The organism is Streptomyces gossypii (genome assembly GCF_025165795.1).
GTDB lineage: Bacteria > Actinomycetota > Actinomycetes > Streptomycetales > Streptomycetaceae > Streptomyces > Streptomyces gossypii.
The window spans coordinates 636,317-650,087 of record NZ_JAJAGO010000001.1 but is presented as its reverse complement, the minus strand read 5'-3'; the positions used below and the strand labels follow the sequence as shown (position 1 = coordinate 650,087).

Sequence of the window (13,771 nt, the reverse complement as noted above, 5' to 3'; positions counted from 1 at the left end):
GCCGCCCTGGCACGGTCACCGACCGCGCTGCGCGGTCACCCGGACGCCGGGCACGGCGAGGGATGTGCCAGGCTCCAGGCATGCGTTACGTGATCATTGGCGCCGGGGCGATCGGCGCGACCATCGGCGGGCGCCTCGCGGAGGCAGGCCGGGAGGCCGTCCTCGTCGCGCGCGGCGCGCACGCCGAGGCGCTGCGGGCGGACGGGCTGCGGCTGACGACGGCAGACGGGGAGCGCGTACACCGCCTGTCCGTGGTCACCGGGCCCGCGGACCTCGGTGAACTGCGGCCGGACGATGTGCTGCTGCTGACCGTGAAGACCCAGGACGCGATCGCCGCGCTCGACGCGTGGGGTGACGCGGAGATCGCGGGCGGCGGCACGGCGGCGCAGCGGCTGCCCGTGCTGTGCGCGCAGAACGGAGTGGAGAGCGAACGCCTGGCCCTGCGGCGCTTCGCGCGCGTGTACGGGATGTGCGTCTGGCTGCCCGCGACCTTCCTGGAGCCGGGTGTGGTCTCGGCGTTGTGCGCTCCACTGACGGGGATGCTCCATCTGGGCCCGGCGGCGGGCGGGACCGGCAGGCTCGCCCACCGGATCGCGGCCGACCTGTCGGAGGCCGGATTCGACGCGCCGGTGGTCGAGGACGTGATGCGGTGGAAGTACGGAAAGCTGCTGGCGAATCTGGCCAACGCGATCCAGGCGGCGACTGGCCCGGAACCGGGCCAGGAGAAGACGGCGTTGCAGCAGCGGGCGGTCCGTGAGGGCGAGGCCGTGTTCGAGGCGGCGGGCATCGCGTACGTCTCGGAGGCCGAGCAGGCGGCGGCACGCGACGGCAAGGTCCAGCCGCCTCCGGGGGTGCGGGGCGGGTCCTCGTGGCAGAGCCTGGCGCGGGGCACGGGGTCGGTGGAAGCCGACTACCTCAACGGGGAGATCTCGCTGCTCGGGCGCCTGCACGGGGTGCCTACGCCGGTCAACGACACTCTGCGGCACGCGGCGAACATCTTCGCGCGGGAGGGGCTGCCGCCGGGTACGACGTCCATCGGTGATCTGACGGCCCTGGCCGACGAGGCCGCCGCCCGCGCCTGAGCCCGAGTCACCGGCGCGGTACGGCCCTCACCCCCAGGGTCTGCCGTCCGCGCCGGCCTTCGCGGACGGGACGGGTACGCCATGGACCGTCCGCGGGCTGCTGGAGGTTGAGGCTCGGCCGTCCTGTCCTCCTACGGGAGGCCCACCCGGACGACCGCCGTGGTCCAGTTCTCCGGAGTGCTGCGGTCGTCTCCGGTTTCGGCCTCCACGGCGACGTACAGCGCGTCGTCGGAAGTCGCGAGGGCCTGTACTCCCGCGATCACCGAGGACAGCTCCCCGTCGGACACCCGCTTGACGAGCTTCCCGTTGGTCGATTTCTCGAGGAGCTCCTTCTGCGCGTCGGATGAGGCTCCGCGCCAGCGGTACGGGCCCTCCAGAGCGGGCCGGTAGTACTCACCGCTGTCGGCGTAGTAGACCTCGCCACGCCCCGGGACGGCGGCCAAGCCGCCCCGCGGGCCGTCGGAGACGTTGCGCGAGATCATCGCGTCGCGCGCTTTGCCCGCGCTGTCGAAGGGCCCCTTCCCTTCGGTGACCCGGTCAGGGGCCGCAGCCGCCATGAACGGGCTCAGCGTGCCGTCACGGTCAATCCGCACGATCCCCGGGCCCGACCTCCAGTAGAGGCCGTCCTTACCGGACGCGAGCCAGCCGGAGTTCCAGTTGTCTGTGACCAGCACCTCCTTCGCCTTCGTACCCGCGGCCGGGTTGACGCCGTTCTTCACCGCCGGATTGGAGCGCTTGTAGGACTCGCCGTCCCTGGGCGGGCGCCCCGCCACCCGCTCGACCGAATCGCCGTCGATCCGGTGCACATAGGAGGCTGTCTCCCCCCAGTTCACCTGGTCGCCGATGTACAGGGAGCCGTCCTCGGCGAGCGCGACGCCGGTGATCTCTCCGGCGCAGAACTCCTTCACCGTTGTCGCGAGCGGGTCGGGTTTCCTGCAGGTCCGGACGACCTTGGTCGCCTTGCCCTCCGGGTTGACCTTCCACAGGTCGCCGGCCGCGAGGTAGACGGATCCGTCGGGTGCGACGGCAGCCTGCTCCGCGTCCGCCTCGTCCAGGCCGGAGACGGCAGTGCGCTTGGTGGCGCCGGAGGGCTTCCGCTGCCACATCACCATCCCGTCGTCCTCCTGCGTGAACAGGTAGACGGTGCCGTCGGGGGCGGCGGCGAGCCCCGCGTAACTGCCACTGATCTTCAACTCCCCGCCCTCGCCGGCGCCGTCCGCCCCGCCGCCGAGCACGAACTCGACGTTCAGCGGACGGTCCGCCTCGCTGGAGGTGACGTGGTAGACGGTGAATCCGGCGACGGCCGCGACGGCGACACCCGCGCCTGTCAGGGCCTGGCGCCGCCTCCGGGACAGCAAACGAAAGGAACGGATCATCGACGCACCCTACGCAGAACCACCGCGTCCTGCTGCTCCACGTCGCTGTCCGATGCCAGAGGGAGGGGGACGAAGACGGCCATCCAGCAGAAGCCGAACAGCCAGCGGCCGATGAGCCGGAAGAAACCGGGGCGGCCCCCGCCCTAGCGGCCGAGACCGAAGGTGTCGGCCAGCGTGCGGTAGGCGGGCAGGGGGATGTCGTTGGCGGGGTCCTCGGTGACCACCTGGAGGGCGAGGTGGTCGGCTCCCGCGGCGAAGAAGCCGTCGGCCCGTGCCCGTACGGTCTCGGCGTCGCCGAGGGCGAACACCGCGGCGAGCAGCCTGTCGCTGCCGCCCTCCCGGAAGTCGTCCTCGGTGAAGCCTAGGCGTTCCAGGTTGTTGGTGTAGTTGGGGAGAGCCAGGTAGCGCGACAGGTAGGCGCGCGCGGTGGTACGGGCGCGGTCGAGGTCGGGGTCGAGTACCACCTTCAGTTCCGGCGCCAGCACGGCGGCCTCGCCCAGGACGTCGCGGGCCTCGGCGGTGTGCTCGGGAGTGACCAGGTACGGGTGCGCGCCGCCTGTCCGGTCCCGGGACAGCCTGAGCATCCGGGGGCCGAGCGCGGCCAGCATCCGGCGGTCGGCCGGGACCGGTGTGGGCGACTCGTCCAGGGCGGTGAGGTAATCGGCCATCGCCGAGTACGGCCGCCGGTAGCGGTCGGTCAGGGCACCGTGGCTGACACCGAGGCCGAGCACGAACCGGCCGCCGTGTGCTGCGTTCGCCTCCGTGAACGCGGCGGCCACATCGGCTGGTTCGTGCGACCAGATGCTGAGGATGCCGGTGGCCACCGCGATCCGCGAGGTGGCCGCCAGTACGGGGAGGGCCTGCTCGACTCCGGGGCTGCCGCCCAGCCAGATGGTGCCGTAGCCCAGCTCTTCGAGCTCGGCCGCCGCTTCGGTGATCGCGCCGCGATGGGCCGGGTCCTCCGACCGCAGCGTGGCGCTCCAGATGCCGAGGCGTCCGAGGTCATGGGCGAGGGACTGTGTGGGCGTGGTGCTTTCCATGCCATGACCGAACCCGCCGCGCGGTGCGGCTATTCCGGGCGACGGCGTGTCCGCCGTCGGCGGGGCGCGGCGCCGCCCCGTCCAGCCGGACGCCGCGGGTCAATCGGGGTACCTTCCGGAACCGGCCCTACGGGACGGCCCTTACGACCTGGTGCACGATAGCCAGTGCACCAGGTCGTTAGCCGAGTTGCACGGATCGCTTGGCCAGTCCGCCCCAGAAGCCGTCGATGACGGTGCGCTGGGTGCCCAGGTCCGCTTCTCCGGCGCCGAGGGTGACGAACAGCGGTGCGAAGTGTTCGGTGCGCGGATGGGCGAGGCGGCCCGCCGGGGCGCGGTGCCGGAAGTCCAGCAGGGCGTCGATGTCGCCGCCCGCGAGCGCCTGACGGCCCCAGTCGTCGAACTCCCGTGACCACCCGGGGGCTTCGTCGGGCCCCGCGCCCCACATCAGACCGCTCAGATTGTGGGTGAAGAAGCCGCTGCCGATCATGAGTACTCCGGCGTCCCGCAGCGGTGCGAGGCGCCGGCCGAGCCGCATCAGTTCCTCCGGGTCGAGTGAGGGCATCGACATCTGGAGTACGGGGACGTCGGCGTCGGGGTACATCTCGACCAGCGGGACGTACGCCCCGTGGTCCAGGCCCCGGTGCGGATCGTCGTGCACGGGTGTCTCGGGGGAGTCCAGCAGGCGCCGCAGCCGGTCGGCCAGCGCCGGCGCGCCGGGCGCCGGATAGCGCACCTGGTAGTAGTGCTCGGGGAAGCCCCAGAAGTCGTACACCAGGGGCACGGTGCCGGTGGCGGAGAGGGTGACCGGCGCGGACTCCCAGTGCGCGGAGATCATCAGCACCGCCTTCGGGCGCGGCAGCCGGGCCGCCCAGGCGGCCAGCTGGCCGGTCCACAGGGGGTCGTCGGCGAGTGGGGGCGCCCCGTGGGAGAGGTAGAGCACGGGCATCCGGGCGGCGGCTGTGCGGTCTTCGGTCATGGCGGGCGGCACCTCAGTCGCGTACGAGAAGGATGATCCCCGCCGCGACCACGGCCAGCAGCACGGCGGCGGTGCCGTGCACGAGGCGGTGCGAGGGGAGCACGGGCAGGAGCCGGTCGGCGGCGAGGCGGCCGGGGCCGGCGAGGGTCAGGACGGCGGCGCCGACCACGAGCAGCAGTTCGTACTCCACTCCGGCGGGGGCGAAGAAGCCGTCGCCCCACCGGACGGCGAGCGCGTTGAGCAGGGTGCCGAGGACGGCGGCGCCCGCCAGCGGGGTGAGCAGCCCGGCGGCGAGCGCGAGGCCGCCGAACGTCTCGGTGACTCCGGCGGCGACGGCCATGGTCTCGCCGGACGGGTAGCCGACGGAGGTGAAGAACTGGCCGGTGCCCGTGATCCCGCCGCCGTCGAACCAGCCGAAGAGCTTCTGCACGCCGTGCGCGGCCAGGGTGAGGCCCAGGGCGAGCCGGAGCAGCAGCAGCCCGGTGTCGTGCGCGGGTGCGGAGGCGGGGGTGCCGGGGGAGGGGAGTGCGGCGGCGCGGGGGGACGTCATGAGGGGGACTCCGAGCTGGTCGTTCGGGGAAGCTGCTTCAGGTTGTTCAAATTCGAATAACGTCGAGGCTAGCGCGTAGTTGGAATTTGAACAACTGCGTAGAATAGATGCATGAACGAGACTCGGTGGCTGGACGAGCGCGAAATGGCAGCCTGGGAGGGTTTCCTCCAGGCGAGCAACCGTGTGGCCCGCCATCTGGAACAGCAGCTACGGGACGAGGCAGGGCTCTCTCATCCGCAGTACGAGATCCTCGTACGACTGGAGGCCTGCCCGCACGGTGAGATCCGGATGACCGAACTGGCCGACCTGCTCATCACCTCGAAGAGCGGGCTCACCTACCAGGTCGGACAACTGGAGAGGCGTGGCCTGGTGCGGCGCCGCTCCTGTCCCACGGACGTACGAGGAGTGCTGGCCGTGATCACCGACGAGGGCCGCCGGGTCCTCCGCGAGGCGGCGCCGGGACATGTGGCGGCCGTGCGCGCCTCGCTCATCGATCTCCTGGAGCCCGAGGAGCTGGAGGTGCTGGCCGGTGCCCTGGGCCGGGTCGGCCGCCGCCTCGCCATCGACCGGGCTCCCGGCTGAGGCCGCGCCTCCGCCCCCGCAGGGGGAGAATCAGCAGCGGCCCGCCCTGCGAGCCCCCGCCCGCGCACACCCTTCCCGAGCAGAGCCGGAGCGCACGTGCCCCAGCAGATCAGCCTGGACCCCACCTCGGCCGAGCCGCCCTACGAGCAGCTGCGCGCCCAGATCGCCGACGGGGCCCGCAGCGGACGGCTGCCCACCGGGCACCGGCTGCCGACCGTACGCGCCCTGGCGCAGGAACTGGGGCTGGCGGCGAACACGGTCGCCAAGGCGTACCGCACCCTGGAGACCGACGGGGTGATCGAGACCCGGGGCCGCAACGGCACCTTCATCGCCGCAGCCGGTGACGCGGCGGACCGCGCGCTGGCCGAGGCCGCGCAGACGTACGCGCACCGCGCGTACCGGCTGGGGGCCGACCGGGCCGCCGCACGCGCGGCCGTGGAGGAGGCGCTGCGCGCGGCCTTCCAGAAAGGCTGAGGCGCAGGCCGCTACTCGAAGCGCGCGGGGTCGCCCGCTCCCCGGCGTACGATCTCGGCCTCGTCGCCGGAGAAGTCGACGACGGTCGTCGGCTCGGTGCCGCAGTCGCCGGAGTCGATCACCGCGTCCACCACGAAGTCCAGCCGCTCCTTGATCTCCCAGCCCTGGGTCAGCGGCTCGGGTTCGTCGGGCAGCAGCAGGGTGCTGGAGACCAGCGGCTCACCCAGCTCGGCGAGCAGCGCCTGCGTGACGACATGGTCCGGGATCCGGACGCCGACCGTCTTCTTCTTCGGCTGCATCAGCTTGCGCGGCACCTCCTTCGTCGCCGGGAGGATGAAGGTGTAGCTGCCGGGCGTGGCCGCCTTGATCGTACGGAACACCCTGTTGTCGATGTGCACGAACTGGCCCAGCTGGGCGAAGTCCTGACACATCAGTGTGAAATGGTGCCGATCGGTCAGCTGCCGGATGGAGCGGATGCGGTTGATGCCGTCCTGATTGCCCAGCTGGCAGCCGAGGGCGAAACAGGAGTCCGTCGGATAGGCGACAAGTGCGCCCGCGCGGATGCTGTCGGCCACTCCGCTCATCGTGCGGCGCTGCGGGTTGTCCGGGTGCACATCGAAATACTTCGCCATCCACCGAGCTTATGATCTCTGCCGCCCAGGCCGCACCCCGGCCCGTACCGCGTGCCGTACGGACCGGGGCGGCGGACTCCGGCGACCTCCTACAGCCTGTTCACCGCCGTGATGGTGGTCTTGCGGAAGTCCTGGACGGGCGCGTCCGCGAGGGTGCCGATCTGGCCCCAGTGGATGGCGGTCACGGTGGTGCCGTCCCGCCCGACGCCGAAGAGATGGACATTGTGCGAGGAGTTGGGCTGCGCGACGTACACGCCGTACAGATGTGCGCCGTCCCCTGCGTCCACCTTGCCGTAGTCGTTCCAGGAGGCGGTGCCGCCCGGATTTGCGCTGAGCCAGTCACCGGCGCATTCCGCGACGGACTCCTCCAGCTCGGCGGCGACCTCGGCTGCCTCCTCGGTGCTTCGCGCGGTGACGCTGACCTGGACCGCGCCGGTGTCCAGATCCGTGCTGAACGTGCGGTGGTAGCTGTCGCCCTCCTCCCGCAGGGCGTCGTCATCCAGACAGAAGGGCAGCGGGTCGGGCAGCCCCTCCGTGACATCGCCCGCCCGCCACTCGGACGACGGGTGCGGCGGCAGCTCCTCGGCCTCCAGGAAGCCGGGCGCGGGAGCGACCGGGCGCTCCTTCGCCAGGCTCTGCCCGGCGGTGGCGAGGCTCATCCCGAAGGCGGCGGAGGCGACGGCAGCACAGGCCGCGATGGTGCGGAATCGGTGAGAACGCATGGTCAAAACCTTCCCCCAAGAAGAATCTCTCTTCACAGGGACACCTCGGACGGCAGCAGGGTTGTACTCCCCGAGGGTGATTGCGGGAACGCGTACGGCCCGTACGGCCCAGCGCGGTGAGGGCCGTACGGGCGGGCGTCAGAGGTACAGCCCCGCGTCGGCGCGGTCACCCTGGAAGGGCACCGATGCCGGCGAGGTGCCCCGGCGCAGGGCGAACAGCTCGGCCAGCGTCGCGCCGTCCCGCCCGATTCCCTCCTCCGTACCGAGCCAGTCGACCGCCTCACCGCGGGTCAGCTTGCCGACCTCGATCCGCGCCAGGCACCGGCCGGGCCGTACGACCGCCGGGTGCAGCCGCTCCAGGTCCTCGTTGGTGGTGACCCCGACCAGTACGTTGCGGCCCTGGCCGAGCAGCCCGTCCGTCAGGTTCAGCAGCCGGGAGAGGGCCTGGCCCGCCGCGTACTTGGCCTCGCCGCGGATCAGCTCGTCGCAGTCCTCCAGCAGCAGCAGCCGCCAGCGCTCCTGGCCCGACTCGGAGTCGTCCGCCCCGATCGCGATGTCCATCAGATAGCCGATGTCGTTGAACAGCCGCTCCGGGTCCAGTACACAGTCCACCTGGCACCAGTCCCGCCACGAGCGGGCAAGTGTGCGCAGGGCGGAGGTCTTGCCCGTACCGGGCGGCCCGTGCAGCAGCAGGAGCCGACCGGAGACGGCGTCCGGGGTGATCTTCATCAGCTCGCCCATGGCGTCGGCGACCGGGGCGGTGTAGTTCGCGCTGACCTCCTGCCAGGTGCCGGCGGTGATGGTGCGGGTGGTGCGGTAGGGGCCGCGCCGGGGCGACTGGTACCAGAAGCCCATCGAGACGTTCTCGGGCTGCGGCTCCGGCTCGTCCTCCGCGCCGTCGACCGCCTGCTTCAGGCGCTCCTCGGCCAGTTCGCCGCTGACCGCAGTGACCGTGACGTCCGCGCCGTCGTTCCACCGGGAGACCAGTATCGTCCAGCCCTCGCCCTCGGCCAGCACCGTGCTGCGGTCGTCGTCCTGCGCGTCCCGCAGCACGGTCGCGCCCGGCGGCAGCAGGGTGTGGTCCTTCTTCACCCGGCTCACCGAGTGGCTGCGCGAAGAGGGCTGCTCCCCGGTGGTGAAGCGGCCCAGGAAGAGGGCGTCGAGGACATCCGAGGGGGAGTCGTTGTCGTCGAGGTTCAGCCGGAGGGGCAGCGAGCGCTCGGCGGGTGCCTGAGCGGATGCCTGAGTGGACGCGGGCGAGGGAGAAGGCAGGACGACGGGGCTCCTGTCGTCGGCGGGGCGGTCGGCACACATGGCGGTAATGATCCGGCATGGCCGCTGCCCTCGCACGTGCGTTTTCGCACAGCGTTCGTCAACAGCCCTGCGGGGTAGGTGAATCAGGTGACCGGGATACCGGAGTGTCGCGGACTGGCGATAGGGTTACTGTGCCCGGGCTGGTGCCCTCGTATGGGTGGGGAGTGTCATGGAACAGATAACAGTGCGCAGTAGGGCGCGCGTGCCCGCGATCAACTGCGGCACAGGTGCGACGAGCTCGCGCCTCGACCGGCATCTCTCTGTGCTTGCCGGTCCCGCGGTTCCGCTGGTCGAAACCGAGGAAGCAACCACGCTGATGCGGGAGATCACCAGGCGTGACACCGCTCCGAGCCGGTCGAAGACCCGGCGTGCGCGTGTGTCGCTCTTCGCGCCACTGCGCAGGTTGCGGCGATCGATCTTCGGTGGGCGCGGCTGACACTGGGCCGGCGGTGCCGGGTCCACAGCGTCGTGCTCGCGGAGCAGGGCGGGTGGGCTCGCCGAGCTGGCATAGCTGCCGGGGCCGAGGGGGACGGCCCGGGCAGTGCCATCCCTGAAAACTCCTCCCCAGGCACCCATATCCCCCGGCATCCCCCCGGGTATCCCTTTTCTCCGAGATCAGTCCGGTGCGGCGTCCACGGTGACCGCGAACGAGAAGCGGTCACCCCGGTAGTGAATGCGCGCGACGTCCACCACCCGCCCGGACTCGTCGTAGGTCACCCCCGTGTAGTGCAGGATGGGGCTCAGCAGAGGCACCTCCAGCAGCCGGGCCGTCTCGGGGTCCGCCAGCCGCGCCTCCACGGTGTCGGTGATCCGGCTGATCCGCACCCCCACCGCGTCCCGCAGCACCTTGGTCATCGGCCAGCCGCGTTCCAGATCGGCCGCTTCGACATGCGCGGCGACCTCGGGGTGTATCAGGTTCTCCGCCCAGTTCGTCGGCTCTCCGCTCTCCCGGTCGCGGCGCAGCCTGCGATAGGTCATCGTCTCGGCGATGTCCGGGAAGTAGGAGGCCAGCTCGGGCGGGACCGCGCCGACGCGGTGGTGCAGCAGCGTGGTCTCCTCGCCGGACTGCTGGGCCACGATGGCGTCCACCGAGCCCAGTACCCGCACCGTACGGGCGCGGCGGGTGGCGGGCTCGATGAAGGTGCCGCGCCGCCGGTGCCGGCTGATCAGCCCCTCCGTCTCCAGCTCCTTGAGGGCCTGGCGCATGGTCAGCACGCTGACGCCGTAGTGCGCCGCCAGCCGGTCCTCGGTCGGCAGGCGGAGCGGCGCGTCCGCGGTGCGGCCCAGTATCGAGGCACGCAGGGACTGCGAGACCTGATACCAGAGGGGCAGTTTCCGGTTCAGACTGAGCGAGTCAGGAGCAAAAACGGTCAAGACGGCTCCGAAGGGCTCCGGTTATGAGCGGAAATGGCGTTCGAGACCCTGCCATACCTGGTCGTACCCCTGTTGCAGGCGGCTCGTGTCCAGCGCCTGCGGAGTGGCCGTCACCGGCCAACGAGTCTCGAACATGATAGCGAGACCGTTGTCCACCTTCTGCGGCTTCAGCTCGGCGGCGCTGGCCGCCTCGAAGGTCTCCCGGTCCGGTCCGTGTGCCGACATCATGTTGTGCAGCGAGCCGCCGCCGGGCACGAAGCCCTCGGCCTTGGCGTCGTACGCCCCCTCGATCAGGCCCATGTACTCGCTCATCACGTTCCGGTGGAAGTAGGGCGGCCGGAAGGTGTCCTCGCCCACCAGCCAGCGCGGAGCGAAGACGACGAAGTCGACCCCCGCCAGTCCCGGGGTGTCGGAGGGGGAGGTGAGCACCGTGAAGATCGAGGGATCCGGGTGGTCGTAGCTGATGCTGCCCAGCACGTTGAAGCGGCGCAGGTCATAGACGTAGGGCACGTGGTTGCCGTGCCAGGCCACCACATCCAGCGGGGAGTGGTCGTAGGTCGCCGTCCAGAGGTTGCCGCAGAACTTGCTGACCACCTCGACCGGCCGGTCCTCGTCCTCGTACGCCGCCACCGGCGCCAGGAAGTCCCGCGCGTTCGCGAGCCCGTTGGCACCGATCGGGCCCAGGTCGGGGAGGGCGAACGGGCGGCCGTAGTTCTCGCAGACGTACCCCCGCACCAGGGCGTCCAGCGGCTCGACCCGGAAGCGCACGCCGCGCGGGATCAGCGCGGCGTCTCCGGGCTCGGCGCGCAGCAGCCCGAACTCGGTGCGCAGCAGCAGCCCGCCGCGCTCCGGCACGATCAGCAGTTCGCCGTCGGCGTCACTGAAGACCCGGTCGGTCATGGGGGAGTCGGCGGCGTACAGATGGATGGCCATCCCGGCCCGCTGCGCCGCGTCGCCGTTCCCGCCCAGAGTCCACAGGCCGGAGAGGAAGTCGGTGCCGGGGGCCGGGTCGGGGAGCGGATTCCAGCGGAGGCGGTTGGGGTCGGGCACCGAGTCGGTGAACGGGGCTCCGGCCAGCGTGCCGTTCTCCGCCCGCACGAACCGGGGGTGGGCCGCCGAGGGGCGGATGCGGTAGAGCCACGAGCGGCGGTTGGCGGACCGGGGCTCGGTGAAGGCGCTGCCGCTGAGCTGCTCCGCGTACAGGCCAAGGGGGGCGCGCTGCGGTGAGTTCCGGCCGAGGGGCAGGGCGCCTGGAACGGCCTCGCTGCTGTGCTCGTTCCCGAAGCCGGAGAGGTGGTGCAACCCCTCCGCCGCCTTGCGCGCCTGCTCGGTGCTGCTCATCGGCATTGCTCCCACCTCTAGATTCCTATGGAAGACCATAGGAATGGAGCTCCTGCTACGTCAATGACCCTGCGGTGCGGGAGCGAAGGCGCGGTGGGCGGCGGCGGCGAGGCTGGTGCGGCGGCGGTCGTGGTCGGCTTGCGGGTCGGCCGCCGTCGCGGTGTAAGTGAGGCTGCCCGGTGACCAGGTCATGGCCAGGGAGATCACCATGGAGTGCACGTCGGCCGGGGGCAGTGCGGCATCGATGTGTCCGGATTCCTGAGCCCGGATGACGGCCTGGATCTTGGGGCTTTCGTCCGCCTCGGAGAACAGGTGTCCGGTGGGCTTGCGCTCCAGGCGTGCCCAGGTGGCCAGCCGCACGAGCTGTGGATGCACGAGATAGGCGTCGTACAGGCGGACGGCGTAGCCGGGTAGATCCTCCGGTGTCAGCGGGGCGGCGTCGAGGACGCCTTGGACCTGGTCAAAGAGCACGGCGTCGAACAGATCCTCCTTGCTGCCGTAGTAGGCGTACATCTGCGCCTTGCTCACCTTCGCGTCGGCCGAGATGCGGTCGACGCGCGCGCCGGCGATGCCGTGAGCGGCGAATTCTGCGGCGGCGGTAACCAGGAGCCGCCGCCTGCTGGCCTGTCCCTTGTCCATGACCACATTGTCCATGACAGCACTTTAAACGAACTGGTTCGTTTGCGTAGCCGAGCGGCCGGGGTTACCGTCGAGCAAGAGGAACGAACCAGTTCGTTTGCATAGGAGCACTCATGACGACCCCCCTCACGCTGGACGCCTCGGCGCGCCCGGCCCCCGCCTTCCTCACCGAGGGCCCGGCCAAGAAGCTGCTGATCGACGGCGCATGGACCGCCCCGGTCGCAGCCAGGACCTTCCAGACCTTCGACCCCACCACCGGGCAGGCCCTCGCCTCCGTCGCCTCCGCCGGGCCCGAGGACGTCGACCTGGCGGTGGCGGCTGCCCGGCGCGCCTTCGAGGCGCCCTCCTGGGCGGACATCACCCCCTACCAGCGCAGCAGGGTGCTGCTCCAGATCGCCGACGTGATCGAGGCGCACGCCGAGGAACTGGCCGTGCTGGACTCGCTCGACATGGGCGGCCCGCTGTGGATGACCCGCTGGCTGGTGCACCACTCGGTGGAGGTCTTCCGGCACTACGCGGGCTGGCCGACGAAGATATACGGGCAGACCGCGCCGTCCGACCCGACGGTCTTCAGCTACACCCTGCGCCAGCCGCTCGGTGTGGTGGCGGCCATCACCGCCTGGAACGGTCCGGTCCTGCAACTCGCCTGGAAGCTGGGCCCCGCGCTGGCGACCGGCAACACCGTGGTCGCCAAGCCCGCCGCCTGGTCACCGCTGTCAGCGCTGAGGATCGGTGAGCTGCTGCAGACCACCGACCTGCCGCCCGGTGTGGTCAACATCGTGACCGGCGACGGTGTCACCACGGGCGAGGCGCTGACCCAGCACGGGGATGTCGACAAGATCTCCTTCACCGGCTCACTGGCCGTGGGCAAGCGCATCCTGGAGGTCTCCAGCAGGGACCTCAAGCGGGTGACGCTGGAGCTCGGCGGCAAGTCGCCGACCATCGTCTTCGCCGACGCCGACCTGGAGGCCGCCGCCAGGGGAGCCGTCGCCGGTTTCGCCCAGGGCAGCGGCGAGGGCTGCGTCGCCGGAAGCCGGATCTTCGTCCAGGAATCCGTCCGCGAACAGTTCCGGGAACTGCTGGTCCAGGAGATGAAGGCGTACACCCTCGGGGACCCCTTCCACCCGGAAACCCGGATGGGGCCGCTGGTCTCGCCCGAGCACTTCAAGCGGGTGTCGTCCTATCTGGACGTGGCCCGCGAGGAGGGCGGCACCCTGGAGACGTCCGGCGAGAGGGGCCACGGCCTCTACATGCCGCCCACGCTGATCGAGAACGTGGGGAGCGAGGCGCGCGTCGTGCGGGAGGAGATCTTCGGCCCGGTCGCGTCGCTGATGACCTTCACCGATGCCGACGACGCCATCGCCCAGGGCAACGACACCATCTACGGCCTCTCCGCCTCGGTGTGGACGACGAACCTCGAACACGCCCACCGCACCGCCGACGGCCTGCGCGCCGGGACCGTGTGGGTGAACGCCTACGCCGACATGAGCGCCGGAACGGTGCCGTTCGGCGGCTTCAAGCAGTCCGGTCTCGGCCGCGAACACGGCATCGAGGTCCTGGACGCCTACACCGAGACCAAGACCGTCATGGTCCACCTTTAGGGCGTGTTGGAGAAGTCCCGCCTGTCTCGCGGGGTCCGGCGCTACTTCTCAAACACGCCCCAGGGTCC

The 13,771-nt window shown here is 71.0% G+C and carries 15 protein-coding genes; 5 read left to right on the top strand and 10 right to left on the bottom strand.

What is annotated here, in order from left to right; genetic code table 11:
* Positions 1-80 precede the first annotated feature (80 nt).
* On the top strand, positions 81-1,082 hold the full coding sequence (locus LHJ74_RS03015) for a ketopantoate reductase family protein (RefSeq protein WP_260215847.1): 1,002 nt from the start codon (positions 81-83) through the stop codon (positions 1,080-1,082).
* Between the two features lie 131 nt (positions 1,083-1,213).
* Here the strand turns inward: LHJ74_RS03015 and LHJ74_RS03010 are convergent, their stop codons facing one another.
* From LHJ74_RS03010 to LHJ74_RS02995, 4 genes are all read right to left on the bottom strand, one after another.
* Positions 1,214-2,458: an NHL repeat-containing protein gene (locus LHJ74_RS03010; RefSeq protein ID WP_260215846.1), complete on the bottom strand. Its 1,245-nt coding sequence runs from the start codon at positions 2,456-2,458 to the stop codon at positions 1,214-1,216.
* Positions 2,459-2,601: 143 nt separating this feature from the next.
* On the bottom strand, positions 2,602-3,498 hold the full coding sequence (locus tag LHJ74_RS03005) for an LLM class F420-dependent oxidoreductase (protein WP_260215845.1): 897 nt from the start codon (positions 3,496-3,498) through the stop codon (positions 2,602-2,604).
* A 178-nt stretch (positions 3,499-3,676) separates the two neighbouring features.
* Complete coding sequence (locus LHJ74_RS03000) at positions 3,677-4,474, bottom strand: dioxygenase family protein (protein WP_260215844.1); 798 nt, start codon at positions 4,472-4,474, stop codon at positions 3,677-3,679.
* 13 nt (positions 4,475-4,487) lie between these two features.
* A complete protein-coding gene (locus LHJ74_RS02995) occupies positions 4,488-5,024 on the bottom strand; it encodes a DoxX family protein (RefSeq protein ID WP_260215843.1) in 537 nt (178 codons plus the stop codon).
* 111 nt (positions 5,025-5,135) lie between these two features.
* Between LHJ74_RS02995 and LHJ74_RS02990 the strand changes: the two genes are divergently transcribed.
* Together LHJ74_RS02990 and LHJ74_RS02985 are read left to right on the top strand one after the other, a co-directional pair.
* A complete protein-coding gene (locus tag LHJ74_RS02990; RefSeq protein ID WP_260215842.1) occupies positions 5,136-5,606 on the top strand; it encodes a MarR family winged helix-turn-helix transcriptional regulator in 471 nt (156 codons plus the stop codon).
* A 96-nt stretch (positions 5,607-5,702) separates the two neighbouring features.
* Positions 5,703-6,080, top strand: coding sequence for a GntR family transcriptional regulator (locus LHJ74_RS02985; protein ID WP_260215841.1), 378 nt, complete (start codon positions 5,703-5,705; stop codon positions 6,078-6,080).
* A gap of 11 nt (positions 6,081-6,091) precedes the next feature.
* Here LHJ74_RS02985 and LHJ74_RS02980 read toward each other — a convergent pair whose 3' ends face one another.
* The 3 genes from LHJ74_RS02980 to LHJ74_RS02970 form a co-directional block, all read right to left on the bottom strand.
* The gene (locus LHJ74_RS02980; protein ID WP_260215840.1) at positions 6,092-6,712 is read right to left on the bottom strand and encodes an L-threonylcarbamoyladenylate synthase; all 621 of its coding nucleotides are present in this window, start codon (positions 6,710-6,712) and stop codon (positions 6,092-6,094) included.
* A gap of 89 nt (positions 6,713-6,801) precedes the next feature.
* Positions 6,802-7,434, bottom strand: a complete 633-nt coding sequence (locus LHJ74_RS02975) for a hypothetical protein (protein WP_260215838.1) — start codon at positions 7,432-7,434, stop codon at positions 6,802-6,804.
* 138 nt (positions 7,435-7,572) lie between these two features.
* Positions 7,573-8,748: a DUF5925 domain-containing protein gene (locus tag LHJ74_RS02970; protein WP_260215837.1), complete on the bottom strand. Its 1,176-nt coding sequence runs from the start codon at positions 8,746-8,748 to the stop codon at positions 7,573-7,575.
* 169 nt (positions 8,749-8,917) lie between these two features.
* On the opposite strand from LHJ74_RS02970, the gene LHJ74_RS02965 reads away from it, so the two are divergent.
* Complete coding sequence (locus LHJ74_RS02965) at positions 8,918-9,184, top strand: hypothetical protein (protein WP_260215836.1); 267 nt, start codon at positions 8,918-8,920, stop codon at positions 9,182-9,184.
* A 179-nt stretch (positions 9,185-9,363) separates the two neighbouring features.
* On the opposite strand, the gene LHJ74_RS02960 is transcribed toward LHJ74_RS02965, so the two are convergent.
* Genes LHJ74_RS02960 through LHJ74_RS02950 form a run of 3 tightly spaced genes read right to left on the bottom strand, consistent with a single transcriptional unit; the run spans position 9,364 to position 12,117 of the window.
* On the bottom strand, positions 9,364-10,122 hold the full coding sequence (locus tag LHJ74_RS02960; protein WP_260215834.1) for a GntR family transcriptional regulator: 759 nt from the start codon (positions 10,120-10,122) through the stop codon (positions 9,364-9,366).
* A gap of 21 nt (positions 10,123-10,143) precedes the next feature.
* Entirely contained in the window at positions 10,144-11,463 is a 1,320-nt protein-coding gene (gene hmgA / locus LHJ74_RS02955; protein ID WP_260215833.1) for a homogentisate 1,2-dioxygenase, read from the bottom strand.
* 60 nt (positions 11,464-11,523) lie between these two features.
* A complete protein-coding gene (locus LHJ74_RS02950) occupies positions 11,524-12,117 on the bottom strand; it encodes a TetR/AcrR family transcriptional regulator (protein ID WP_260215832.1) in 594 nt (197 codons plus the stop codon).
* Positions 12,118-12,215: 98 nt separating this feature from the next.
* Between LHJ74_RS02950 and LHJ74_RS02945 the strand changes: the two genes are divergently transcribed.
* Positions 12,216-13,703, top strand: a complete 1,488-nt coding sequence (locus tag LHJ74_RS02945) for an aldehyde dehydrogenase family protein (RefSeq protein WP_260215831.1) — start codon at positions 12,216-12,218, stop codon at positions 13,701-13,703.
* Positions 13,704-13,771 lie beyond the last annotated feature (68 nt).

Coding starts and splice junctions, on each gene's coding strand:
- LHJ74_RS02990 (WP_260215842.1), top strand. CDS start 5,136: ATGAACGAGACTCGGTGGCTGGACGAGCGCGAAATGGCAGCCTGGGAG.
- LHJ74_RS02980 (WP_260215840.1), bottom strand. CDS start 6,712: ATGGCGAAGTATTTCGATGTGCACCCGGACAACCCGCAGCGCCGCACG.
- LHJ74_RS02995 (WP_260215843.1), bottom strand. CDS start 5,024: ATGACGTCCCCCCGCGCCGCCGCACTCCCCTCCCCCGGCACCCCCGCC.
- LHJ74_RS03015 (WP_260215847.1), top strand. CDS start 81: ATGCGTTACGTGATCATTGGCGCCGGGGCGATCGGCGCGACCATCGGC.
- hmgA (WP_260215833.1), bottom strand. CDS start 11,463: ATGAGCAGCACCGAGCAGGCGCGCAAGGCGGCGGAGGGGTTGCACCAC.
- LHJ74_RS02965 (WP_260215836.1), top strand. CDS start 8,918: ATGGAACAGATAACAGTGCGCAGTAGGGCGCGCGTGCCCGCGATCAAC.
- LHJ74_RS02970 (WP_260215837.1), bottom strand. CDS start 8,748: ATGTGTGCCGACCGCCCCGCCGACGACAGGAGCCCCGTCGTCCTGCCT.
- LHJ74_RS03000 (WP_260215844.1), bottom strand. CDS start 4,474: ATGACCGAAGACCGCACAGCCGCCGCCCGGATGCCCGTGCTCTACCTC.
- LHJ74_RS03005 (WP_260215845.1), bottom strand. CDS start 3,498: ATGGAAAGCACCACGCCCACACAGTCCCTCGCCCATGACCTCGGACGC.
- LHJ74_RS03010 (WP_260215846.1), bottom strand. CDS start 2,458: ATGATCCGTTCCTTTCGTTTGCTGTCCCGGAGGCGGCGCCAGGCCCTG.
- LHJ74_RS02975 (WP_260215838.1), bottom strand. CDS start 7,434: ATGCGTTCTCACCGATTCCGCACCATCGCGGCCTGTGCTGCCGTCGCC.
- LHJ74_RS02950 (WP_260215832.1), bottom strand. CDS start 12,117: ATGGACAATGTGGTCATGGACAAGGGACAGGCCAGCAGGCGGCGGCTC.
- LHJ74_RS02945 (WP_260215831.1), top strand. CDS start 12,216: ATGACGACCCCCCTCACGCTGGACGCCTCGGCGCGCCCGGCCCCCGCC.